The organism is Methylobacterium phyllosphaerae, assembly GCF_001936175.1.
GTDB classification, from domain to species: Bacteria; Pseudomonadota; Alphaproteobacteria; order Rhizobiales; family Beijerinckiaceae; genus Methylobacterium; species Methylobacterium fujisawaense.
This window is the reverse complement of record NZ_CP015367.1, coordinates 3,464,228-3,487,011: the sequence shown is the minus strand read 5'-3', so window position 1 is coordinate 3,487,011 and position 22,784 is coordinate 3,464,228. Positions and strand designations below refer to the sequence as shown.

Here is a 22,784-nt window from a genome sequence, read left to right as displayed (position 1 = left end):
TCAGCATCCACCCGAACTCGGCCGTGGTGCATCACCGCTTCGTGACCTATCGTGCCACCGGAACCGCCTCAGAAGCGGGCGCTCGGGCGAACCGGGGGGAAACATGATCAGGACATTCGGCAGCGCGGTTTTGGCGGCTGCCCTCGCGGGGACCGCACTCGGCTCCGTACCGGCGGCCGCGCAGGGGACCTTCTCGGACAATGCGGTCCGGATCGGCATCCTCAACGACCAATCCGGCCTCTACGCCGAGTATGGCGGTCAGGGCTCGGTCGAGGCCGCCCGCATGGCGGTGGAGGACATGGGCGGCAAGATCGGCAGCGTGCCGATCGAGATCCTCTCGTCCGACCACCAGAACAAGCCCGACATCGCCTCGGCGATCGCCCGGCAATGGTACGACCGCGACAATGTCGACGCGATCATGGAGCTGACCACGTCCTCGGTGGCGCTGGCGGTCCAGGGCCTGTCCAGGGAAAAGAAGAAGATCACCATCACCACCGGAGCGGCCACCAGCGACCTCACCGGCAAGGCCTGCACGCCCTACGGCTATCACTGGGCCTTCGACACGCGGGCGTTGGCGGTGGGCACCGGCGGCGCGCTGACCCGCGCGGGCGGCGACACGTGGTTCTTCCTCACCGCCGACTACGCCTTCGGCTCGGCGCTGGAGGCCGACACCAGCAAGGTGGTGCTCGCCAACGGCGGCAAGGTGCTGGGCAGCGTCCGGCACCCGCTCTCGAACCAGGACTTCTCGTCCTTCCTGCTCCAGGCGCAGGGCTCGAAGGCCAAGGTGATCGGGCTCGCCAATGCCGGGCTCGACACCTCGAACGCGATCAAGCAGGCCGCGGAGTACGGCATCGTCGAAGGCGGCCAGAAGCTCGCGGCCCTGCTGTTCACCCTCTCGGAGGTGCACGGGCTCGGCCTGAAGGTCGCGCAGGGCCTGACGCTCACCGAGGGCTGGTACTGGGATGCCAACGACGAGACCCGGGCCTTCGGCCAGCGCTACATGAAGCGCACCGGCCGGATGCCCAACATGATCCAGGCCGGCACCTACTCGGCGGTCCTGTCCTACCTGAAGGCCGTCAAGGCGGCCGGCACCGACGAGACGGATGCGGTCAACGCCAAGCTCAAGGCGCTGCCGGTGGACGACGTCTTCGCCCATGGCGGGATCGTCCAGCCGAACGGCCGCATGGTGCACGACATGTACCTGTTCGAGGTCAAGAAGCCGGCCGAGTCGAAGGGCCCGTGGGATCTCTACCGGCAGCTCGCCACGATCCCCGGCAAGGAGGCCTTCGCGTCCCCGGCCGAGAGCGGCTGCCCGCTGACGGCGGCGAAGTAGGGTTTAGGACTCGTCGAACACCGCGCTGTGCGAGCCGATCCGAGCGCCAAGGCGGCGCTCGGATCACCGGCCTCGCGCCGCCTTGGCGCTCGCAACGAACCCTCTCACCCCGCCCAGACGCGCCGGTACAGCGCCACGATCTCGTCGGCGCTGGGCTCCAGCGGGTTGTTGGCCGGGGAGCCGGAGGCCAGCGCCTGGGCCGCCATGGTGGGAAGCAGCGCCTCCCAGCGGGCCGGGTCGATCCCGTATTCCTGCGGCCCCGGCACGTCGAGGTCGTCGTTGAGCGCCTCCAGTTCCGACACCAGGGCCGAGACCGCGGACCGGTCGTCGGTGTCCGGCCCGGCGATCTTCATGGCGCGGGCGCAGGCCGCGTAGCGGTCGATGGCGGCCGGGGCCGAGAAGGCCGTGACCGCCGGCAGCAGCATCGCGTTCGAGAGCCCGTGGGCCACGTGGAAATGTGCCCCGATCGGCCGGCTCATGCCGTGGACCAGCGCCACCGAGGCGTTCGAGAAGGCGATGCCCGCCTGGGTGGCCCCGAGCATCATCGCCTCCCGGGCCGCCCGATCGCCCGGATCGGTCCAGACCCGCCGCAGGTTCGGGGCGATCAGGCCCATCGCCTGAAGTGCCAGCCCGTCCGAGAACATGTTCGCCTTGCGCGAGACGTAGGCCTCGATGGCATGGGTCAGCGCGTCGATGCCGGTATCCGCCGTGAGCCGCTTGGGCTTGGTGAGCGTCAGCTCGTAATCCACCAGCGCCGCCACCGGCAGGTAGGCGAGTCCGATGCACAGCATCTTCTCGTCGGAGGCCTCGTCGGTCACGATGGTGAAGCGGGTGGCCTCCGAGCCGGTGCCCGCGGTGGTGGGGATCGCCACGATCGGCAGGCCGGGCTCGTCCTGCTGACGGGGCGCCTTGTAGTCGCGCATGTGGCCGCCGTGGCGGGCGAGCACCGCCACCGCCTTGGCGGTGTCCATCGGGCTGCCGCCGCCGAAGCCGACCACGCAGTCGAAGTCGCCCGCCTGCAGGGCGGCGAGCGCCGCCTCCACGGAGGCGACGGTCGGGTCCGGCACGGTCTCGGAGAAGATCGTCGCCTTGGCGCCCGCCCTGGTCAGCCGTTCCAGCAGCGTGTCGGTGCGTCCGCTGCCAGCGAGGTAGGGGTCGGTGACCACGAAGGGCCGCCACAGGCCGAGCTGGCCGAGCACCTCCGGCAGGAGCCGCGAGGCGCCGGCGCCGACGCGCATCAGCCGGGGCAGGGCGATCGAGGCGACCATCTCTTGATCCTTCCACCCGGCGCGTGACCTGACCTGCCGGAGCCGGCCGATCTTACGGCGCCGGCGGATTCCGCGAAACCGTCCCGGCTTACACCGCCGGCCCGGCGAACAGCGCCCCCGCGGCCTTCACCTCTCCGGCGATGAACCCCGCCACGGCGCGGATATGGGCCGCCTTCCGGTGGTCCTCGTGGATGTGCATGTGGAACGAGCGCGTCAGCGAGACCGCCTCCGGCAGCACCGGCACGAGGCCGGGATGCGCCGCCGCGATGAAGGCAGGCAGGATGCACAGGCCGGCTCCGCCGAGCGTCGCGTGGACCTGGGCCAGGAGGTTGGTCGAGCGCAGCCGCGCCGAGACCGCGGGGCCGAGCGCCCCGAGGTAGTTCAACTCGCGGGTGAACAGCATGTCTTCGATGTAGCCGACGAACGGATGGGCCGGCAGGTCCGCGAGTTCGGCGATCGGCGGCGCGGCCGCGCGGTAGGATTCGGCCGCGTAGACGAACAGCCGGTAATCGGTGAGCCGGCGTGCCACCACCCGGGCCTGCTGCGGGCCGGAGAGGCTGATCACGATGTCGGCCTCGCGCTTGGACAGGCTGAAGATCCGGGCGGTGGCCATGATCTCCACCTCCAGCCCCGGATGGCGGGCGGTGAGCCGGTGCATCCGGGGGGCGAGGAACACGCTGCCGAAGCCGTCCGGCGCGCCGATCCGCACCGTGCCGGAGACCGTCTGGGCCGCCCCCGTGGCGGCGCTCGCCGACAGGAACGCGCTCTCCATGGCCTCGGCGACGCCCAGCAGGTTCGCCCCGTCCTCGGTGAGCGCGTAGCCGAGATTGCTGCGATGGAACAGGCGGGCGCCGAGACCCTCCTCCAGGGCGCGGATCCGCCGGCCGACCGTGGTGTGCTCGGTGCCGGTGCGTGCTCCGGCGGCGCTCAGGGTCCCGGTCCGCGCCACCGCGAGGAAGAAGCGCAGGTCGTCCCAGTTGGGCCCCGTCCTGGCCATGGCCGCACTCCCGCTGTGCATCGATGCACGACGGCTGTAAGCGCATCCGGCTTTATCGCTCAAGGGATCCTGTTAGGGTGCATCAAAATCAAACGCATCATCACAGGGAGGCGCGCATGCGCACGATCGGGCACTTCATCGGCGGCCGGGCTGTCGGCGGCGAGAGCGGGCGGTTCGCCGACGTGTTCCATCCCTCGACCGGCGAGGTCCAGGCCAAGGTGGCGCTGGCCAGCAAGGCCGAGATGCGCGCCGCCGTCGAGAACGCGGCGGCGGCCCAGCCGGCCTGGGCGGCCACCAACCCGCAGAAGCGCGCCCGCGTGATGATGCGCTTCCTGGAGCTGATCCGCGCCGAGAACGATTCCCTGGCTGAGCTTCTCGCCTCCGAGCACGGCAAGACCGTGCCGGACGCCAAGGGCGACATCCAGCGCGGCGTCGAGGTGGTGGAGTTCGCCTGCGGGATCCCGCACCTGCTCAAGGGCGAGTACACGGAGGGCGCCGGGCCCGGCATCGACGTCTACTCCCTGCGCCAGCCGCTGGGCGTGGTCGCCGGCATCACGCCGTTCAACTTCCCGGCCATGATCCCGCTGTGGAAATGCGCCCCGGCGATCGCCTGCGGCAACGCCTTCATCCTGAAGCCGTCCGAGCGCGACCCGAGCGTGCCGATCCGCATCGCCGAGATCTTCCTGGAGGCGGGCCTGCCGCCCGGCATCCTCAACGTCGTCAACGGCGACAAGGAAGCGGTCGACGCGATCCTGGATGATGAAGACATCAAGGCGGTGGGCTTCGTCGGCTCGTCGCACATCGCCGAATACATCTACGTGCGCGCCGCCGAGACGGGGAAGCGTGCGCAGTGCTTCGGCGGCGCCAAGAACCACATGATCATCATGCCGGACGCCGACATGGGCCAGGCGGTCGACGCGCTGATCGGCGCCGGCTACGGCTCGGCCGGTGAGCGCTGCATGGCGATCTCGGTGGCGGTGCCGGTGGGCGAGAAGACCGCCGACCGGCTGATGGAGAAGCTGATCCCGCGGGTCGAGTCGCTCAAGATCGGCCCGTCGCATGACGGCTCGGCCGATTACGGCCCGCTGGTCACCGCCGAGGCGGTCCGGAAGGTCGCGGGCTACATCGACCAGGGCGTCTCCGAGGGCGCCGAGCTCGTGGTCGACGGCCGCGGCTTCAAGCTCCAGGGCTACGAGAACGGCTTCTACATGGGCGGCTCGCTGTTCGACCGCGTGACCCCCGACATGACCATCTACAAGGAAGAGATCTTCGGCCCGGTGCTCTCGGTGGTGCGGGCGAAAGATTACGAGGAGGCGCTGGCGCTGCCCTCGACCCACCAGTACGGCAACGGCGTCGCGATCTTCACCCAGGACGGCGACGCGGCCCGGGACTTCACCGCCCGGGTCAATGTCGGCATGGTCGGCGTCAACGTGCCGATCCCGGTCCCGATCGCCTACCACACCTTCGGCGGCTGGAAGCGCTCGGGCTTCGGCGACCTGAACCAGCACGGGCCGGACTCGATCCGCTTCTATACGAAGACCAAGACCGTGACGCAGCGCTGGCCGAGCGGCATCAAGAGCGGGGCGGAATTCTCGATCCCGACGATGCGGTAGGCCGCGACGGTCCAAGGATGGGGCGCGGGTCCCTCTCCCGTGCGGGAGAGGGACAGGGTGAGGGGCGGGGACTCTCCGGAAAGACCTGATCCCTCACTCCAACCCTCTCCCGCACGGGAGAGGGGGCACGTCGCGCATCGTGGCGGTGGATGTGCGAGCCCCGTGCAGTTGGGTGGCGAACGAGAGGAAGTGCCCAATGAGTTTCGGGCTCGACGAGGACCGGATCGCGATCCGCGAGATGGCACAGGGCTTCGCGGCCGAGCACATCGCCCCCCACGCCCTCGACTGGGACCGCGACAAGACCTTCCCGGTCGAGACCCTGCGGGCGGCCGCCGCCCTCGGCATGGCGGGAATCTACGTCCGCGAGGATCTCGGCGGCTCCGGCCTCTCCCGCTTCGACGCGACCCTGATCTTCGAGGCGCTCAGCACCGGCTGCCCGACCGTGGCGGCGTTCCTGTCGATCCACAACATGTGCGCCTGGATGATCGACGCCTACGGCGACGACGACCAGCGCCGGCGCTGGATCCCATCCCTGATGGGGATGGAGCGGATCGCCAGCTACTGCCTCACCGAGCCGGGCTCGGGCTCCGACGCGGCGGCGCTCCGCACCCGCGCCGAGCGCGACGGCGACCATTACGTCCTCACCGGCGAGAAGCAGTTCATCTCGGGGGCCGGTGCCAGCGACCTCTACGTCTGCATGGTCCGCACCGGCGAGGCCGGCCCTTCGGGCATCTCGGCCATCGTGGTGGAGAAGGGGACGCCCGGCCTCTCCTTCGGCGCCGACGAGCGCAAGATGGGCTGGAACGCCCAGCCGACCCGCGCCGTACGCTTCGACGGCTGCCGCGTGCCGGTGGCCAACCGCCTGGGCGCCGAGGGCCAGGGGTTCCGCATCGCCATGAGCGGCCTCGACGGCGGGCGGCTCAACATCGCCGCCTGCTCCCTCGGGGGCGCCCAGGCGGCCCTCGACAAGGCGCTCGCCTATATGGGCGACCGGCGCGCCTTCGGGGCGAAGCTCACCGATTTCCAGGCCCTGCAGTTCCGGCTTGCCGACATGGCGACCAGCCTGGAGGTCTCGCGCACCTTCCTGCGCCATGCGGCCTCCGCCCTCGACGCCAAGGATCCCGCCGCCACCCAGCTCTGCGCCATGGCCAAGCGCCACGTCACCGACGCGGCCTTCGCGGTGGCGAACGACGCGCTCCAGCTCCACGGCGGCTACGGCTACCTCGCCGAGTACGGGGTGGAGAAGATCGTCCGGGATCTGCGCGTGCACCAGATCCTTGAAGGCACCAACGAGATCATGCGGGTGATCATCGCCCGCGCGCTGACCGGAGACCGCCAATGACCGACGTGATCGTCGAGCGGGTCGGCGCCCTGGGGCGCCTGCGCCTCGACCGCCCGAAGGTCCTGAACGCCCTGACCCACGGCATGGTCGGCACGATCGATCGGGCCCTCGATGAGTTCTCCGCCGATCCCGGCATCGCGGCGGTGCTGCTCACCGGGGAGGGGGAGCGGGGGCTGTGCGCCGGCGGCGACCTGCGCGGCCTCTACGAGAGCGACGGCACGGCCTTCGCCGAATCCTTCTGGCGGGACGAGTACCGCCTCGACGCCCGCATCGCCCAGTACGAGAAGCCCTTCGTGGCGGTGATGGACGGCATCACCATGGGCGGCGGGGTCGGCCTGTCGGGTCATGCCGCCCACCGGATCGTCACCGAGCGCTCGCGCATCGCCATGCCGGAGACCGGGATCGGCTATCTGCCGGATGTCGGCGGCACGTGGCTCCTGCCCCGCGCGCCCGGCGAGCTCGGCACCTATCTCGGCCTGACCGGCGAGCCGGTCGGTGCCGCCGACGCGATCCTGTGCGGGTTGGCCGACGCGATGGTGCCGTCCCGGGCCCTTCCCGATCTCCTCGACGCGCTCTCGGCCCTGGCGCCGGATGCCGGCGACGCGGGCGTGCGGGACCTGATCGGGCGTCTCGCCCGGGAACCGGATCCGGCGCCCCTGGCCGCACACCGGAGCATGATCGACCGCTGCTTCGCCTTCGACATGGTCGACGAGATCCTGGCGGCGCTGGCGGCCGACGGCTCGGATTTCGCGGCGGCGACCCGCGACATCCTGCTGACGAAGTCGCCGTCGAGCCTCGTCCTGACGCTCTGCCTGCTGCGCCTCGGGCGCGGCGCGCCGAGCCTGGAGGCCTGCCTGGAACGCGAGTTCCACGCGTCCCTGGCGGTGCTGGACGAGGGCGATTTCCGCGAGGGCATCCGCGCCGCTGTGATCGACAAGGACAAGACCCCGCGCTGGAACCCGCCAAGCCTTGACGCGGTCGATCCGGCCCGGATCGCCCGCTGGCTGGAGAAGCGGGCGGCGCCGGTCTTTCCAGAATCGCGCACTGGGGCGGTGTGATGAAGCTTCGTCTTCTCCCACTCATCCCCTCATCCTGAGGCGCCGGAGCGCAGCGGAGGCCTCGAAGAAGGGCTCCAGGGATTGCGGCGTGTTCTGGAGCCCTCCTTCGAGGCCCGCTGACGCGGGCACCTCAGGATGAGGGCGAGGGTGGGACAGGCGATAAACAACTCAGGGAGGACGGGATGGCACAGACCATCGGGTTCATTGGTCTCGGCAACATGGGCGGACCCATGGCGGCCAACCTCGTGAAGGCGGGCCATACGGTGCGCGGCTTCGACCTTGTCCCGGCCTCGCTCGAGGCCGCCCGCGCCGAGGGGATTACCGTTGCGGGCTCGGCCCTGGCGGCGGCCGAGGGCGCGGACGTGGTCATCACCATGCTGCCCGCCGGACGGCACGTGGTCGAGGTCTGGACGCAGCTCGCCGCGGCGCTGCCGGCCGGCACGCTGCTGATCGATTCCTCCACCGTCGACGTCGAGAGCGCCCGCAAGGCCCACGCCCTCGCGGAGGCGCAGGGATGCCTGTCGGTGGACGCGCCGGTCTCCGGCGGGACCGGCGGCGCCAAGGCCGGGACGCTGACTTTCATGGCCGGCGGCGCCGAGGCCGCCTTCGCGAAGGCCGAGCCGCTGCTCAAGGCGATGGGCAAGAACGTGTTCCATTGCGGCGATGCCGGCGCCGGGCAGGCGGCCAAGATCTGCAACAACATGATTCTCGGCATCTCGATGATCGGCGTCAGCGAGGCTTTCGCGCTCGGCGAGAAGCTCGGCCTGTCGCACCAGGCGCTCTACGACGTGGCCTCGGTCTCTTCGGGCCAATGCTGGTCGCTGACCACCTACTGTCCGGTTCCGGGCCCGGTGCCGACCTCGCCGGCCAACAACGGCTACAAACCGGGCTTCGCGGCGGCGCTGATGCTCAAGGATCTCCGGCTCGCCCAGGCCGCCGCCCTGGCCTCCGGCGCCGCGACACCCCTCGGCGCAGAGGCCGCGCAGGTCTACGGATTGTTCGAGGGCGCCGGTCACGGGGGAGAGGACTTTTCCGCGATCATCAATATGCTCCGCGGGCAGGGAGGCGAGTCGTGAGCGACGCGTACGAGACGATCCTGACGGAGACGCGCGGGCGCGTCCTTCTGATCACCCTCAACCGGCCGAAGGCGCTGAACGCCATCAACGCACAGCTCACCGGCGAGGTGATCCGGGCGGCCACCGAGGCCGATGCGGATCCGAATATCGGCTGCATCGTCATCACCGGTTCGGCCAAGGCCTTCGCGGCCGGGGCCGACATCAAGGAGATGCAGCACGCCACCTACGCGGAGATGTACGCGGGCGACCGGTTCGCCGACTGGGACCGCTTCATCGCCGTGCGCAAGCCGATCATCGCCGCGGTGGCGGGGTACGCGCTGGGCGGTGGCTGCGAGCTCGCCATGATGTGCGACATCATCCTGGCCGCCGACACCGCACAGTTCGGTCAGCCCGAGATCAAGCTCGGGGTGATGCCGGGAATCGGCGGCAGCCAGCGGCTCACCCGCTTCGTCGGCAAGGCCAAGGCCATGGAGATGTGCCTGACCGGCCGGATGATGGATGCCGCCGAGGCGGAGCGCTCGGGCCTCGTCTCGCGGGTGATTGCCGCCGACCGGCTCCTCGACGAGGCCATGACGGCGGCCGCGACCATCGCGGCGATGTCGCTGCCGATCGCCATGATGACCAAGGAGGCGGTCAACCGCGCCTACGAGACCACGCTGACCGAAGGCATCCGCTTCGAGCGGCGGGTCTTCCATGCCATGTTCGCCACCAAGGACCAGAAGGAGGGCATGGCCGCCTTCGTGGAGAAGCGGCCGCCTCGGTTCGAGAATACCTGAGCGCAGCCCGCCCCGGCCGATGGGGTCGGGGCGCCAAGACCACAAGACGGGGAGGGGAACGACCATGCCGAGCTTCCGGGAGGCCCGCGACCTTCTGCTGGCCCATCGCACCGATTATGGCGCTGCCGTCTCGGCTTTCGCGTGGCCGGATCCGGTGCCGTTCAACTGGGCGCTCGACTGGTTCGATGCCGTCCTCGCCGGTCCCGAGAGCCGCGACCGGGCCGCCCTGCGGATCGTCGAGGCCGGCAGCGGGGCCGAGCAGAGCCTCACTTTCGGGGAGATCGCCCGCCGCTCCAACCAGGTGGCCAACCACCTGCGGCAGCTCGGCCTAAAGCGCGGCGACCATCTGCTCCTGCTGCTGGGTAACGTGCCGGCCCTGTGGGAGACCATGCTGGCGGCGATGAAGCTCGGCGCCGTTGTCATCCCGGCGACCACGCTGCTCACCGCCGACGAGCTGGCCGACCGCCTCGCCCGCGGGCGCCCGCGGGCGATCGTGGCCGGGCCGGAGCAGATCGCGCGGTTCGCCGGCCTCGACACGGGCGGCGCCATCCGCCTCGTCACCGGGGCTGCGACGGAAGGCTGGGCGGCCTACGACGACGCGTTCGGAGCGTCGGAGACCTTCGCGCCGGACGGGCCGACCGGGGCCGACGACCCGATGCTCCTCTACTTCACCTCCGGCACGACGGCGAAGCCGAAGCTGGTGCGTCACAGCCACCGTTCCTACCCGGTGGGAGCGCTCTCGACGATGTACTGGCTCGGGCTCCAGCCCGGCGACGTGCATTGCAACGTCTCCTCGCCGGGCTGGGCGAAGCACGCCTGGTCCTCGTTCTTCGCGCCCTGGAATGCCGGCGCGACGATCTTGGTGATCAATCAAGCGCCGTTCAACGCCGCCGCCCTGCTGGCGCAGCTGGAACGCACCGGTGCCACCACGCTGTGCGCGCCGCCGACCGTGTGGCGGATGATCATCCAGGAGGATCTGACCGGGAAGCGGCTCGCCCTGCGCGAGGTCTGCGCGGCGGGCGAGCCCCTGAATCCCGAAGTGATCGAGCGGGTGAAGAGCGCCTGGGGCCTCACGATCCGCGACGGCTACGGCCAGACCGAGACCACGGCGCTCATGGCCAACACGCCGGGGCAGCCGGTGGTGCCGGGCGCCCTGGGTCGGCCCCTGCCGGGCTACCGGGTGCGCGTCCTCGACCTCGACGGCCAGCCGGCCTCAGAGGGCGAGGTCTGCCTGGAACTCGGCGCGTACCGGCCCGCGGGCCTGATGCAGGGCTACGACGACGGCCAGGGCCATCTGTCGGGAGCCGACGGCGATCTCTACCATACCGGCGATGTCGCCTTCGTGGACGATCAGGGCTGTTACACCTTCGTGGGACGTGCCGACGACGTGTTCAAGTCGTCGGGCTACCGGATCAGCCCCTTCGAACTCGAGAGCGTGCTGATCGAGCATCCGGCCGTGGCCGAGGCGGCGGTGGTGCCGGTGCCCGATCCGATGCGCCACACCATCCCGAAGGCCTACGTGTCCCTGGTGGCGGGGGCCACGCCTGGGCCGGAGACGGCGCTCGACATCTTCCGCTTCACCAATGCCCGGCTCGCGACGTTCAAGCGCCTGCGCGGCCTCGAATTCGTCACCGACCTACCCAAGACGATCTCGGGCAAGATCCGGCGGGTGCAACTGCGCCGCCTGGAGCACGAGGGCATCACCGAGGATCCGCACCGGGGCCGGGCCTACACGCAGGCGGACTTCCCGGAACTGAAGGGTGAGGCGGAGCGCAAGCTCGACCAGACCGCGGGCTGACCGCGTCCACGCCGTCGTCGCACGCCAGCGAAGCGATCCTGGGCAGCGCGACGCCGGCCGATGGGGCGCCAGGGGATTGGCGGGCTCCGCTCGCAACGACGATGGCGCCCCGCCAAGACTGCATGTTGGCGGGTGACAAACCCTCAAGGTTTCCGTTTCCCCAAACCGAAGCCCGCGATTTACAAGGCTTCTCAAGTCTCCCGTCGACGCTGCCGCATGTCAGCCGGCCCGCGCCGGCCGATCGATAAAATTGCGCGCATCCGCTTCAGCGGCGCGGAGGCTCTGCGGCGCAATCCTGTTCTCAACAACGGGGACGGGTTCGATGGGCGCGGGGCTTCTCAAGACGGTTCGGGGGATGCTGGTCGGAGCAGCGACGCTGCTCGGCCTCGCCGCCACGGCCCAGGCGCAGACGCTTGCGAGCCTGCCGACGGAAGACAATGCCCGGGTGCTGGGCGACGCCAAGCCGATCGCGGCCTGGACGACCTTCTGCCAGACCTACGCGGCCGAATGCGCGCTCGACCGGGGCGAACCGGCCCGGATCAGCCTGACGCCCGCGACCTGGGCGACGATCGTGTCGGTGAATCGGCGGGTCAACAAGGCGGTCGAGCCGATGACCGATCAGGACCACCTGCACGTGGCCGACCGGTGGGATCTGGCCGAGGACGGCATCGGCGACTGCGAGGACTTCCAGCTGCTCAAGCGCCATCTGCTGGCCCAGGCCGGCCTGCCGCGGCGGGCGATGCGCATGACCGTGGTGATCGACGAGAAGGGCGAGGGCCACGCGGTGCTCACCCTGATCACCGACCGGGGCGACCTGGTGCTCGACAACAAGACCAACGCGATCCTGCCCTGGCACAAGACCGGCTACGTGTTCATCAAGCGCGAGAGCCAGGACGCCGTCGCCTGGGTCTCGCTCGGCGGCGTCACCTCCCCGGTCACCACCGCCAACCGCTGATCCGTCTCAGGCCGCCCGGCTCAGCGACGGCTGGGCAAGGCTCGCCACATAGGCCTCGACCCGGCCGATGAAGGCAGCGAGATGGGGGGCGACGCCGCGAAGGCTGGCGAGATCCCGCACCAGAATGTCCCGCGACAGCGCCCTGTCGCCCTCGCTCGGCGCATCGGCGAGATAGGAATCCACCGCGTGCTCCGCGATATTGATCGCGCCGGCCCGACCATCCTCGGCGAGCGCTCTGATCACCTGCTGGATGGCGGGCTGCATTGCGGGTCCTTTCCTGAGGCGCAGTCCCGTCCGCGACGGGCTGGCTGGCTTCTTGCAATTCGATCGGGCCCGCCGCGAATCCTGCGCGTGAGCATCCCTGAGAAGCCGGCAAAACTGACCTGAATCAAGACCCTCGGAGGGGGCGCAGAGCGGCTATTCGCTCCGTGCATGTGTTTCGGGTCAGCTCTGCGGATGCAAACGTCTCTTAAATCGGAACCGATAGGGCTCGACGCGCGTTGTCAGTCTCGCCCTGACCCATTGTGCGTCGCACGTGGTCGTGTCACCCTTCCGTCATCATCGGGCGGCGGGGGCTTGGGCCATGCGGCACGCGGATGGCGGAATCTCGTGTCAGGTGTTCGGCGCCCTGCAATGGCGGGGCTGGGCTCATGCGGTGCGCCGGGCGCGCCAAGCCGCGAGCTTCGCGCTGGTGGGCGCGATCCTCACGATGGGCGGCGCGACGACCCATGCCCATGCCCGGCTCGTTCTTCCGGATCAGGTGACCGCCGTCGAACAGGCTGGGTCGGTGCGCGCCATCGCGGGCTGGACGGATTTCTGCGCGCGGACGCCCCAGGAATGCGTGGTCGACATTGCCGAGCCCAACGCGATCCCGCTCACCATGGCGGTGTGGCGGACCCTGCAGAGCGTCAACCGTCGAGTGAACGCCCGCATCAAGCCCATCACCGATCAGGCCCATTGGGGCGTCGTGGATCGCTGGGATTTTCCCGATGACGGCTTCGGTGACTGCGAGGATTACCAGTTGCTGAAACGGCGGATGCTGGTGGAGCGCGGCCTGCCGCGGCGTGCCCTGCTGATGACCGTGGTCATCGATGAGACCAACGAAGGCCACGCGGTGCTCACGGTTCGCACCGATCGCGGCGACTTCATTCTCGACAACAAGACCGACGCGATCCGCTCCTGGCGGCGTACCGGCTACAGCTTCATCAAGCAGGCCGGTCAGGACGGGCCGGCCTGGGTCTCCCTCGAGGGCAAGGACGGCACCGCACAGGTCGCCACCGCCGAGCCCTGAATCTGGTCAGACGCCGACCAGCATCGCGGCGAGGTCAAGGGCGACCCGGCCCGAGAGCAGGCTCCAGCCGCACGCGACGATGGTCGCCAGCATCACGAACGGCATCGGCCGGCCCTCGATCCGCCGGCCGCGCACCGTGTTGCGCAGGATGATGAACGGCGCCGAAAAGGCCAGCATCGGCAGGGCGGCCACTGCCGGGAGGCCGCCCCGCTCCAGCAGGCTGAAGCTCGCCCGCCGCGCTGCGAACAGCTCGAAGGCGCTGGCGATCAAGCCGGACAGTGCCAGTCCGATGCACAGGGTCCGGATCGACTCGATGGCGGCGGGCGTGAGGACCATTATTCGCGCTCCTGATACAGGTTGCGCGCACTGTACTCATGCCGTTTACCGCTTGTTAAGCACGAGTCTTGGGTAGCGTTAATCCGTGCACAGGCGTGGGCCGGCGCAGCCCCACCGGGGATGCGGGGTCAGCCGCGTCGTCGGCTAGGCCTCTTCCTCGAGATCGATGTCGAGAATTGCCATCCGGAAGACGAAGGAATCGTCGCCATCCTCCTTGTCGTCGGCGATCACGCCGATCGATTCCTCGCCGATGAATACCTCGGCGGAGTCGCCGGTCTTCATCGCCGTGAGGCGGATGTTGTTGTTCGCGAACTTGCGGCGCAGATAGTCCTGAAGCTTCGCGGTCTCGGCTTTGGTCACGCTGATCGATCTCCCCTGGCGGCGCTGGCGCCGCGGATGGGCCGAGGGCTTGCCACGCCTCGGGCGGAGCGGCAAGCGCGACGGCGTTGCGGTTCAGATCCCGTCGCCCAAGTGGATGAACTGGTCTAAGGCGACGAACTGGTCCATCGCCCGGGCGGGATCGTCGCAGCCTGCGGTGCCGACCACCCGCGCCGGCACGCCGACCACCGTGGTGTTGGGCGGTACCGGTCTCAGCACGACCGAGCCGGCCGCCACCCGGGCGCAGGCGCCGACCTCGATATTGCCCAGGATCTTGGCGCCGGCGCCGATCATCACGCCGCGGCGGATCTTGGGGTGGCGGTCGCCGCGCTGCTTGCCGGTGCCGCCCAGCGTCACGGCGTGGAGGATCGACACGTCGTCCTCGATCACCGCGGTCGAGCCGACCACAAGCCCCGTGGCGTGGTCGAGGAAGACGCCCCGCCCGATCCGCGCCGCCGGATGGATGTCGCACTGGAACACCTCCGAGACCCGGCTCTGGAGGTAGAGAGCGAGGTCGCGCCGGCCGCGGTTCCAGACATGATGGGCGAGGCGGTAAGCCTGGAGCGCGTGGAACCCCTTGAAGTAGAGGACCGGTTCCAGCGCCCGGAGTGTCGCCGGATCCCGGTCGATCACCGCACCGATATCGGCGCGGAAGGCCTGCCCGATGTCCGGATCCACCGTGATCGCCTCATGGAAGGCGTGGGCGACGAGTTCTGCCGGCAGCGACGGATGCCCCAGCCGGGCGGCGACCCGGTGGGAGACCGCGCCCTCCAGCGTGGTGTGGTTCAGGATCGTCGCCACGATGAAGGAGGCGAGCTGCGGCTCGGTGCGCAGGACATCCTCCGCCTCTGCGCGCAGCCGCGACCAAACCGGGTCGAGGTGCGTGAGGTCGTGCGACTGGTGCGTGAAGGCAGGACTGGCGCTCATAGGCGGATGCTCATGTCCAGAACTTCGGATTCGCTGTCGGTCATGCCTGCGGCGGCGGACCCGTCGCCCGATCGAGCGGAAGGGGGCGCTGTCCGGGGCGGAAACGGGCCGGGCCATCGCTGGGCCGCGTGTTCGGACCTAGCGTGGTGCGCTGCACCGCCGCGATCAAGGGCCGGCGCGACCCGAAAGCCGCATTGGCCGCATGGCTGTCAGCGAACGAGCGACGGTCAGTCCGCCAGCGGCGCAGCTTGGCCGAACCGCGCCTCGATGGCTGCCGTCAGGCGGTCCAGCATCGTCTGGACCGGGATGTTGGAGGTGTCCACCGTGGCGGGTGCCCGCGCGTAGAGCGGCTCGCGGCTCGCCAGGACGGCCCGCAGTTCCTGCATCGCAGAGGCATGGTCGCCCGTCGTCGCGAGGTGCCCCTGTTCGCGGACCCGGCTCATGTGCTCCTCCGGCCGCGCGCGCAGCCAGATCGTGTAGAAGGCTTGCAGCAGAAGGTCGTAGGTCAACGGCTCCGCAACGATCCCGCCGCTCGTAGCCAGTATCAGCGGCCCGGGATGCTCGGTGAGGCGACGCAGGGCCGCCTGCTCCAGCCGGCGGTAGCCCTCCTGGCCGTAGATCGCGAAGATCTCTTGGACCGAGAGGGCGTTCTCCCGTTCGATCTCGGCATTGAGTTCCACGAAGGTCCAGCCCAGGCGCTCGGCCGCGAGCTTGCCAAGGGTCGATTTGCCGGCGCCGCGCAGGCCGATCAGCGCTACCCGCGGGCGGTTGCTCGATTCCGGTCGGCTACCGCCGGACAGGGCGTCCTTGGCGGCGGCGATCTGGGCCGGGCTGGCCTGGGCGAGCAGGTCGCGCACCACCGGCCAATCGGGCAGCCCGTCATTGCCGGTGATCAGGTCGTCCAGTCGCACGCCCATGGCGTTGGCCACCCGCCGGAGCAGGATGATGGAGACGTTGCCCTGGCCGCCTTCCAGCTGCGCGATGTAGCGCTCGGACAGGCCGGAGGTCTGTGACAGAACCTTGCGCGACAGGCCGCGCACGGTGCGCGCGTGCCTGACGCGTCGCCCGAGGTCTGTGAGAAAAAGTGATTCCTGTTCCACCACGCCGCTCATGGCGCCGTTCGCTTTCCTGCCAGCTTGAGAGCAGGGTCGGTGCCCTGCATGCCTGCCGCTTCGAGATCGATCGCGCCCTACCGTACCGTCGGGCGATAGAATGCCCGACCTCGCGCGCCTGAACCGGCGTTCCTGCCCTGAGATCCGTCGCGCGCCATGCGCGCACGGCCGCTGTTTTGCGGCTTCGGTCCGTGCCGATCCAACCACGTTGCTGGCGTGGCGCCTATGTGTTGCGGAACGGTGCGATGGTCAAGCCTTGGGCATGATCCTTGTGTGGGCAGAGGGCCGATCCGCACCGGGTTCCCCGACGCGCGGCCGCTCCGTAATGGCGGAGCTACTCGACCGGGAGAGCGGTGGCCTCGCGCACGGGGGCCGCGGCCGGGTCGCGGCGCGGCGTGGCGGCGGCGAGCATCTGCAGGGACGGGCGACGCGGCGGAAGCGGCACCTCGATCGCCTCGACCGCCGCCTCGTTGGCCGGTGCCGAAGCGGCGGCCGGGGACATCGGAGCGGATGCTGCCGTGGCCTGTGGCGAGAGCCGGAGTTCCGCGATCTGCGCCGGCGCGGCCTCCGTCGCCGCCAGGGCGCTCCCGAGACCCGCGGGTCGACGCGGCGGCAGCGGCACCTCCACGGACGGAACCGCCGCCGCCTGCGCGGCGGCCGGAGTCGCCGCAGAATTCGCGGCGGGATCTAGGGACAGGCTGGCGAGCTCGATCGTGGTGCCGGCCAGGGCGGCCGGCCGACGCGGCGGCAGCGGCACCTCGACGGCCTCGGTCGGGACCTCCGCCACTGCGGCCGCGGTGGGCGCGTAGGCCAGGGCTGAGGCCGCCGCGGTGTTCCGGGTCTCGGCGGCGCCGCCGCTGAACAGGCTCGCCAGGGCGCTGGCCGAGGCCGCGACGGGCGCCACCACCGCGGCGACTTCCGTGGAAATGCCCTGGCGCTTGGCTGCGTAGTAGTAGCCGCGGTTATAGTATTGATACGCTTGGCCGAGATTGCCCTTGGCGGTCCGATAGGCGCCGGCAAGATAGGCTACGCCGTAGCGAAGGTTGGTTTCGGGATCGTACAGGCCGGCCGCATCGCCGGTGTAGCCGAGGCTGCGTGCAGTCGCGTGCTTGATCTGCATCAGGCCGAGGGCGCTGCCGCCCTTGGCCCGCGGATTGTAGTTGCTCTCGCGCTTGACGACGGCGTGAACGAAGCTTGCCGGCACGCCGTTCGCCTTGGCCTGCTGCTCGATCAACGCGTCGATATTGTCGTGCGCGCTCTGCCCGAAGGCGGCTGCGGGCACGACCGCGAGGACGGCGGCCAGGATGAGGCGATGCATTCCGAGACCCGGTGCTGCTTGTTCTGTGGTCAAGCTAGGTCACGGGGAAATGAGGCCGGAAAGCGGCCCCGGTTCGGCAGCCTGTGGGCGGCCGGGGTGTCGGGAGCGTTTGTGATCCGCGTGCCACAGCGGCGCGTCACGCGGCGGCGCGGCGATCCAAAGGGATGCCCGGGGCGGCGGCCGGGCGGTCAGGGAAGGAGGAAGCGCTCGACCCCATGGGCGAAGCCGTCCGCGTCGTTGCTGTCGGTGACCGCGCGCGCAGCCGCCTTCACCGCCGCTTCGGCATTGCCCATCGCCACGGAGAATCCGCTTTGCGCGAACATCGGACGGTCGTTGCCGGCGTCGCCGAAGGTGGCGATCCGCTCCGGCGGGATGGCGAGATGCGCGCTCATCCAGGTGACGAATCGCCCCTTGTCGAGATGGGGTGGCGTCACGTCGAGGTAGTATTTCTGCGAACGGTGGATGGTGGCTTGACCGGCCAGGGCCGCCCCGATCCGGGCTTCGCAGGCTGCCAGATGGGCGTGGTCGCGGCTGACGCCGACGATCTTGGCTGCGCTCCCCATGAGTGGGCCGAGATCGGCGACGACGCGGGGCTCCGCGCCGATCGTGCGGCGTTCGAGGTCGGTATAGGGACCCTCCGGGTCGCGCAGCCACCACGCCCCTTCGGCGAAAACCCAGACGTCCAGTCCCTCGGCCAACAGCCGGTCGAGGGCCGACCGGGCCGCCGCCTCGGGGATGGTCCGTTCCTCGATGGTCGAGAGGTCCGGCCGCACGACGCTCGCGCCGTTGAACGCCCCCATCGGCAGGTCGAGCTCGAGTTCGGCGACCAGGTTCCGCAGCCCGATCGGCGGCCGGGCCGAGGCGATGCTGAAGCCGATGCCGGCCGCTCTCAGCCGCCGGACGGCCGTGACCGTCGCCTCGGTCAGGCGCTTGTCGCCGGTCACCAGGGTTCCATCGACGTCCGAGATCACCAGGGCGATGCCCGAAGCCTTGCCGGATCCTGCAATCATCCGCTCACTTCCCAACCGTATCCCGGCGCATTTCGGCCGCGAGTTCCGCGACCACCCGGTCGGCAATGGCCTCGGGCGATTCGCGGATGCCGACCGTGATCGGGTGTTCATCGGCCCCCGGAATCTCCAGGGCCGCAAACTGGCTGTCCAAGAGACGCGGCGGCATGAAATGGCCCTGCCGCTCGGCGAGGCGCTGCGCGATCAGGGTCCGGTCGCCGTCCAGATAGACGAGGCGAACCCGCTGGCTCCCGCGGGTGAGAACGTCCCGGTACGCGCGGCGGAGGGCCGAACAGGCCACCACGCCCGACTCGCCAGCGTCGAGGCGCTGCTGGATCCAAGTCGCAATCCGGGCCAGCCAGGGCGCGCGATCCGCATCGTCGAGGGCGAGGCCCGCATGCATCTTCGCCACGTGCTCCGGCGTGTGAAAGCTGTCGCCGTCCACGAAGATCCAGCCAAGCGTCTCGGCGATCAGCGCCGCCACGGTGCTCTTCCCGGAACCCGAGACGCCCATGACAACGAGCACCTGACCGGCGGCGGCCGTTCCGGCATCCGGCGCCGGCTCCGATTGGGACGTCATCCGGACCACCCTGGCTCCGAGGCGCGTCGGGGCGCTGCCCCTCACATCAATAGGAGCGGGTTTCCAGAAGGGAAGATCGCCTGGGATGCAAACGGGCCGCGGCGCCCGCAGGAACCGCGGCGCGGCCGGGCGCGTTCACCCCGCAGACGCCGAACATTTAGGGAACATGAGTCGCATGGCTAGCACAACCGCGAAGGCAACACCGAAGGCCGGCCGGGGTACCGGATCAAATCAGGACGCTACGGAGAACCCCAAGACCGACCCGAAGGACGTGTCGAACCAGATCAAGGACCCGGATCAGTGGACGACTGGCGGCGAGCCGATGACCGGCGCGCAGGCTTCCTATCTGAAGACGCTCTCGGAAGAGGCCAAGGAGCCGGCGGCGTTCGATCCTGACCTCGACAAGGCCGAAGCCTCGAAGCGGATCGACGACCTTCGCCATAAGGCTGGCCACGCCTGAGCCAAGCCGGGCGCGTTTCCCCCGGGCGCGCCCGCCGCCGTCTACGTCCGGGCGGCGTATCCCGGCCGGAATGGACAAGGTGGCCTGTTTCGAACACCTCGTTAAGCCGGCGGCAATGGCGAGAGGTTATGCCCCATGCAGCGCGTGAGGCCGCGCGGGCAGCGGGACTGAGAAGGCACGTTCGACCATGGATGAGCCGGGCGGCGGCGAAGCAGGACGGCGTGCGGTGCGGATTCCGACGGCGTTCGGCTTGACGGATCGGATTCGTGCCGAGGCCGTACGGTTCGCCCGCGACGTCCACGGATCCACGGCAATGGAATACGCCCTGCTCGGCGGCATGATCTTCCTCGTCGCCGTCGGCAGCATCCGGTACTACGTGTCCCGCGTCAGCGTCGTCTACGGCGACATCACCGCGGCGGTCACGCAGGGAAATTGAGCCGATCGGTCGCGGGATTTTTGGCCATTGGGCTGGAGCGGCCAATGTGCGGCCGCTGATGACGTCCCGATTTGTATCTCGATATTGCGACCGCGGGCGAACGCCCGGCATTCGTCGTCTCTATGCCCCGAAAAAGCTGTGCTTAACGAGGATGACTTCGCAGTCTTGGCCGTGCCGGCCGGAGTGTGGCTCACCCGCTACGGACACCTGGGCCGCCATGGGCTAGGCACGGGCTCGGCAATACCGATGGGCAACATCTGGATGCGCAAACTTCCCCTTGTCCTGCTCGCCGTCACGGCGATGTCGGGCTGCACGTACCTGCCTGCGGCGGGTCCGACGGCGAGCGCGATCCAGGCGGGGGCGGAGGTGGCCACCGCCGACGGCGGCCTGCTCGCCCGCTACGAGATCATCGACGTCACGCCCTCGGTGGTCGAGGCCCTGCGCGGCCGGCCGCTGGACAGCCTGCTCGCCTCCTTCGGCGACCACCGTCCCTCCTCGGAGCCGGTGATCGGCGTCGGCGACATGGTCTCGGTCTCGATCTGGGAAGCCGGGTCGGGCGGCCTGTTCTCCGGGCCGCTGGTGGCCGACCGCTTCTCGGCGGGCTCCAAGTCCGCCCTCATCCCCGAGCAGCCCGTCGGGCGCGACGGCGCTATCTCGGTGCCCTACGCCGGCCGCATCAAGGTCGCCGGCCGCCGCACCCAGGACGTCCAGGCGCTCATCGAGAACGAACTCGCCGGCAAGGCCATCCAGCCGCAGGTGCTGGTCTCGGTCACCCGGCCGATCAGCCAGGCGGTGACCGTCACCGGCGAGGGCGCCGCCGGCGCCCGCCTGCCGCTCTCGGGCCACGGCGACCGCATCCTCGACGTCATCGCCGCCGCCGGCGGCAACCGCGCGCCGGTCAACGAGACCTTCGTGCGGCTCTCGCGCGGCCCGGTGACCGCGACCGTGCCGCTGACCACGGTGGTGTCGAACCCCAAGGAGAACATCTACCTGCGGCCCAACGACGTGCTCACCCTGGTGCGCGACCCGCAGACCTTCATCGCGGTGGGCGCGCTGGGCAACAGCACCGAGCTGCCGTTCCAGGCCGACGGCATCACCCTGGCCCAGGCGCTGGCGAAGGCGCGCGGCCTGTCGGACTTCGCCGCCGACCCGGCCGGGACGTTCATCTTCCGGTTCGAGCCGGCCAGCGTCGTGCGGCGCCTCAGCCCCAGCTCGCGGCTGCTCGGCACGCCGCTGGTGCCGGTGGTCTACCGGATCGACATGCGCGATCCCAACAGCCTGTTCGTCTCCCAGGCGTTCCGCATGCGCAACCGCGATCTGATCTACGTGTCGAACGCGCCGTTCACCGAGGTCCAGAAGGTGCTCACCGCCTTCAGCGGCGTCACCGGACCAGTCTCCTCCGCCGCCTTGGCCTACTCCTACGCCAAGTAGGAGGCGGTCCGCATACGGGACAGCGGCGGAAAAAAATCGCGTTTCTCCGCGTCCTCGCGTATGGGCACAGGGTGCGGGGCGGGATCGGGGCTACGGAGCCGCATCCGCCGTCGCGCTGACCCGCCGCGCAAGGATGCCCAGAAGAGCCCGATGAAGATCGGACGTTTCGTCCCCGCCCACGGGCCGCTCCGGCGCGCACTGATCGCCTTGAGCCTGTGTCTCGCGTTCCTGCCGGCCACTCCTGCGGCGGCCGACGTGGTGATCGGCGTGGCCGTCCCGCGGTCGGGGCCCTACGTGGCGGTCGGCGAGCAGGTGCTGCGGGGGGTCGAGGCTGCGGCCCGGGACGCCAACGCCATGGGGGGACTCGACGGCCAGCCCGTCACCCTCGACGTGCAGGACGATGCCTGCGATTCCAACACCGCCACGGCGGTGGCCAACCATTTCGTGCGCGGCAACGTCCGGCTCGTGGTCGGCCATGTCTGCTCCAACGCCTCGATCGCCGCCTCCGACATCTACGCCCAGAACGGCGTGGTGATGATCTCCGCGGCCTCGGTGGCGGCGCGGCTCACCGACAGGGGGCTGCCGACGATCTTCCGGGTGTGCGGGCGCGACGACGATCAGGCCCGCCTGTCCGCCGCCGTTCTGGCCGAGCGGTTCCGCGACCGGAAGATCGCTCTCATCCAGGACCAGACGCCCGCCGCCCGCAGCCTCGCCGCCGCCACGAAGGACAATCTCAACCGCATCGGCGTGAACGAGGCGCTGTTCCTGTCGTTCTCGCCCAGCGACGCCGACGATTCCGCCCTGGCCGACCGCCTCAAGGGCGCGGGGATCGAGGTCGTCTATTATGGCGGCGACGCCGCCGAGATGGGCCGCTTGGTGAAGATCGCCGCGGACCGGGGCTACCGGCCGCAATGGTTCGGCACCTCGGCCATCGCCACGCCGGATTTCGCCAAGACCGCCGGATCGGCGAGCAACGGCGTGCTGATGACCTTCTACCTCGACCCGAGCCGGCAGCCCGCCGCCGCGGCCGTCGTGAAGGCCTTCAAGGCCGAGGGCGTCGATCCCACCGGCTCGACGATCTACGGGTATGCGGCGATGCAGGCCCTGGTTGCGGCCGGCAACTTCGCCCATTCAACCGAGGCGCGCCCCATCGCGCAGGCGTTGCATACGGAGCGGTTCGATCTCGTGCTCGGCACGGTCGGCTTCGACGCCAAGGGCGACGTCACCGCGCAGGGCTATGTGCTCTATGTCTGGAAGGACGGGAGCTTCACGCCGGCCGGGAAGTGAGCGCC

Annotated in this window: 23 protein-coding genes; 13 read left to right on the top strand and 10 right to left on the bottom strand. The window is 69.9% G+C overall.

What is annotated here, in order from left to right; all coding sequences use genetic code 11:
- Positions 1–103 precede the first annotated feature (103 nt).
- The gene (locus MCBMB27_RS15805) at positions 104–1,333 is read left to right on the top strand and encodes an ABC transporter substrate-binding protein (protein WP_043385708.1); all 1,230 of its coding nucleotides are present in this window, start codon (positions 104–106) and stop codon (positions 1,331–1,333) included.
- A 104-nt stretch (positions 1,334–1,437) separates the two neighbouring features.
- Here MCBMB27_RS15805 and MCBMB27_RS15800 read toward each other — a convergent pair whose 3' ends face one another.
- Together MCBMB27_RS15800 and MCBMB27_RS15795 are read right to left on the bottom strand one after the other, a co-directional pair.
- Complete coding sequence (locus MCBMB27_RS15800) at positions 1,438–2,601, bottom strand: iron-containing alcohol dehydrogenase (RefSeq protein WP_075380830.1); 1,164 nt, start codon at positions 2,599–2,601, stop codon at positions 1,438–1,440.
- 88 nt (positions 2,602–2,689) lie between these two features.
- Entirely contained in the window at positions 2,690–3,598 is a 909-nt protein-coding gene (locus MCBMB27_RS15795) for a LysR family transcriptional regulator (RefSeq protein WP_043759090.1), read from the bottom strand.
- A gap of 116 nt (positions 3,599–3,714) precedes the next feature.
- Between MCBMB27_RS15795 and MCBMB27_RS15790 the strand changes: the two genes are divergently transcribed.
- From MCBMB27_RS15790 to MCBMB27_RS15760, 7 genes are all read left to right on the top strand, one after another.
- The gene (locus tag MCBMB27_RS15790; RefSeq protein WP_043385717.1) at positions 3,715–5,211 is read left to right on the top strand and encodes a CoA-acylating methylmalonate-semialdehyde dehydrogenase; all 1,497 of its coding nucleotides are present in this window, start codon (positions 3,715–3,717) and stop codon (positions 5,209–5,211) included.
- Positions 5,212–5,407: 196 nt separating this feature from the next.
- Positions 5,408–6,553: an isobutyryl-CoA dehydrogenase gene (locus tag MCBMB27_RS15785; protein WP_075380829.1), complete on the top strand. Its 1,146-nt coding sequence runs from the start codon at positions 5,408–5,410 to the stop codon at positions 6,551–6,553.
- Positions 6,550–7,611 carry an enoyl-CoA hydratase/isomerase family protein gene (locus tag MCBMB27_RS15780; RefSeq protein ID WP_075380828.1) on the top strand — a complete coding sequence of 354 codons (1,062 nt, stop codon included), beginning with the start codon at positions 6,550–6,552 and terminating at the stop codon, positions 7,609–7,611. The genes MCBMB27_RS15785 and MCBMB27_RS15780 overlap by 4 nt, the downstream gene beginning before the upstream one ends.
- Positions 7,612–7,793: 182 nt before the next feature.
- Positions 7,794–8,687 (top strand): 3-hydroxyisobutyrate dehydrogenase, encoded by an 894-nt coding sequence (mmsB, locus tag MCBMB27_RS15775; RefSeq protein WP_043385725.1) that lies wholly within the window; start codon positions 7,794–7,796, stop codon positions 8,685–8,687.
- A complete protein-coding gene (locus MCBMB27_RS15770; protein ID WP_043347510.1) occupies positions 8,684–9,463 on the top strand; it encodes an enoyl-CoA hydratase in 780 nt (259 codons plus the stop codon). The genes mmsB and MCBMB27_RS15770 overlap by 4 nt, the downstream gene beginning before the upstream one ends.
- Positions 9,464–9,527: 64 nt before the next feature.
- Positions 9,528–11,261, top strand: coding sequence for an AMP-binding protein (locus MCBMB27_RS15765; protein WP_075380827.1), 1,734 nt, complete (start codon positions 9,528–9,530; stop codon positions 11,259–11,261).
- Between the two features lie 322 nt (positions 11,262–11,583).
- A complete protein-coding gene (locus MCBMB27_RS15760) occupies positions 11,584–12,216 on the top strand; it encodes a transglutaminase-like cysteine peptidase (protein WP_075380826.1) in 633 nt (210 codons plus the stop codon).
- Between the two features lie 6 nt (positions 12,217–12,222).
- Here the strand turns inward: MCBMB27_RS15760 and MCBMB27_RS15755 are convergent, their stop codons facing one another.
- The gene (locus MCBMB27_RS15755; protein ID WP_043358027.1) at positions 12,223–12,480 is read right to left on the bottom strand and encodes a hypothetical protein; all 258 of its coding nucleotides are present in this window, start codon (positions 12,478–12,480) and stop codon (positions 12,223–12,225) included.
- A gap of 319 nt (positions 12,481–12,799) precedes the next feature.
- Between MCBMB27_RS15755 and MCBMB27_RS15750 the strand changes: the two genes are divergently transcribed.
- The gene (locus MCBMB27_RS15750; RefSeq protein WP_051976324.1) at positions 12,800–13,507 is read left to right on the top strand and encodes a transglutaminase-like cysteine peptidase; all 708 of its coding nucleotides are present in this window, start codon (positions 12,800–12,802) and stop codon (positions 13,505–13,507) included.
- 6 nt (positions 13,508–13,513) lie between these two features.
- Here MCBMB27_RS15750 and MCBMB27_RS15745 read toward each other — a convergent pair whose 3' ends face one another.
- From MCBMB27_RS15745 to MCBMB27_RS15715, 7 genes are all read right to left on the bottom strand, one after another.
- Positions 13,514–13,843: a DUF6949 family protein gene (locus tag MCBMB27_RS15745; protein ID WP_043358025.1), complete on the bottom strand. Its 330-nt coding sequence runs from the start codon at positions 13,841–13,843 to the stop codon at positions 13,514–13,516.
- A gap of 144 nt (positions 13,844–13,987) precedes the next feature.
- On the bottom strand, positions 13,988–14,203 hold the full coding sequence (locus MCBMB27_RS15740) for a DUF3126 family protein (RefSeq protein WP_007565940.1): 216 nt from the start codon (positions 14,201–14,203) through the stop codon (positions 13,988–13,990).
- Positions 14,204–14,296: 93 nt separating this feature from the next.
- On the bottom strand, positions 14,297–15,148 hold the full coding sequence (cysE, locus tag MCBMB27_RS15735; RefSeq protein ID WP_043388169.1) for a serine O-acetyltransferase: 852 nt from the start codon (positions 15,146–15,148) through the stop codon (positions 14,297–14,299).
- Positions 15,149–15,375: 227 nt separating this feature from the next.
- Positions 15,376–16,362 carry a helix-turn-helix transcriptional regulator gene (locus MCBMB27_RS15730; protein WP_391526971.1) on the bottom strand — a complete coding sequence of 329 codons (987 nt, stop codon included), beginning with the start codon at positions 16,360–16,362 and terminating at the stop codon, positions 15,376–15,378.
- Positions 16,363–16,594: 232 nt separating this feature from the next.
- Positions 16,595–17,578, bottom strand: a complete 984-nt coding sequence (locus tag MCBMB27_RS15725) for a lytic transglycosylase domain-containing protein (protein ID WP_075380825.1) — start codon at positions 17,576–17,578, stop codon at positions 16,595–16,597.
- Between the two features lie 188 nt (positions 17,579–17,766).
- On the bottom strand, positions 17,767–18,588 hold the full coding sequence (locus MCBMB27_RS15720; RefSeq protein ID WP_075380824.1) for a Cof-type HAD-IIB family hydrolase: 822 nt from the start codon (positions 18,586–18,588) through the stop codon (positions 17,767–17,769).
- A 4-nt stretch (positions 18,589–18,592) separates the two neighbouring features.
- A complete protein-coding gene (locus MCBMB27_RS15715; protein WP_051044788.1) occupies positions 18,593–19,165 on the bottom strand; it encodes a gluconokinase in 573 nt (190 codons plus the stop codon).
- Positions 19,166–19,340: 175 nt separating this feature from the next.
- On the opposite strand from MCBMB27_RS15715, the gene MCBMB27_RS15710 reads away from it, so the two are divergent.
- The 4 genes from MCBMB27_RS15710 (at position 19,341) to MCBMB27_RS15695 (ending at position 22,779) form a co-directional block, all read left to right on the top strand.
- Positions 19,341–19,625, top strand: coding sequence for a DUF3072 domain-containing protein (locus MCBMB27_RS15710; protein ID WP_043388174.1), 285 nt, complete (start codon positions 19,341–19,343; stop codon positions 19,623–19,625).
- Between the two features lie 187 nt (positions 19,626–19,812).
- Positions 19,813–20,061 carry a hypothetical protein gene (locus MCBMB27_RS15705; RefSeq protein WP_043388175.1) on the top strand — a complete coding sequence of 83 codons (249 nt, stop codon included), beginning with the start codon at positions 19,813–19,815 and terminating at the stop codon, positions 20,059–20,061.
- A gap of 261 nt (positions 20,062–20,322) precedes the next feature.
- Entirely contained in the window at positions 20,323–21,492 is a 1,170-nt protein-coding gene (locus MCBMB27_RS15700) for a polysaccharide biosynthesis/export family protein (protein WP_075381991.1), read from the top strand.
- A 150-nt stretch (positions 21,493–21,642) separates the two neighbouring features.
- The gene (locus MCBMB27_RS15695; RefSeq protein WP_075380823.1) at positions 21,643–22,779 is read left to right on the top strand and encodes a branched-chain amino acid ABC transporter substrate-binding protein; all 1,137 of its coding nucleotides are present in this window, start codon (positions 21,643–21,645) and stop codon (positions 22,777–22,779) included.
- Positions 22,780–22,784: the final 5 nt, after the last annotated feature.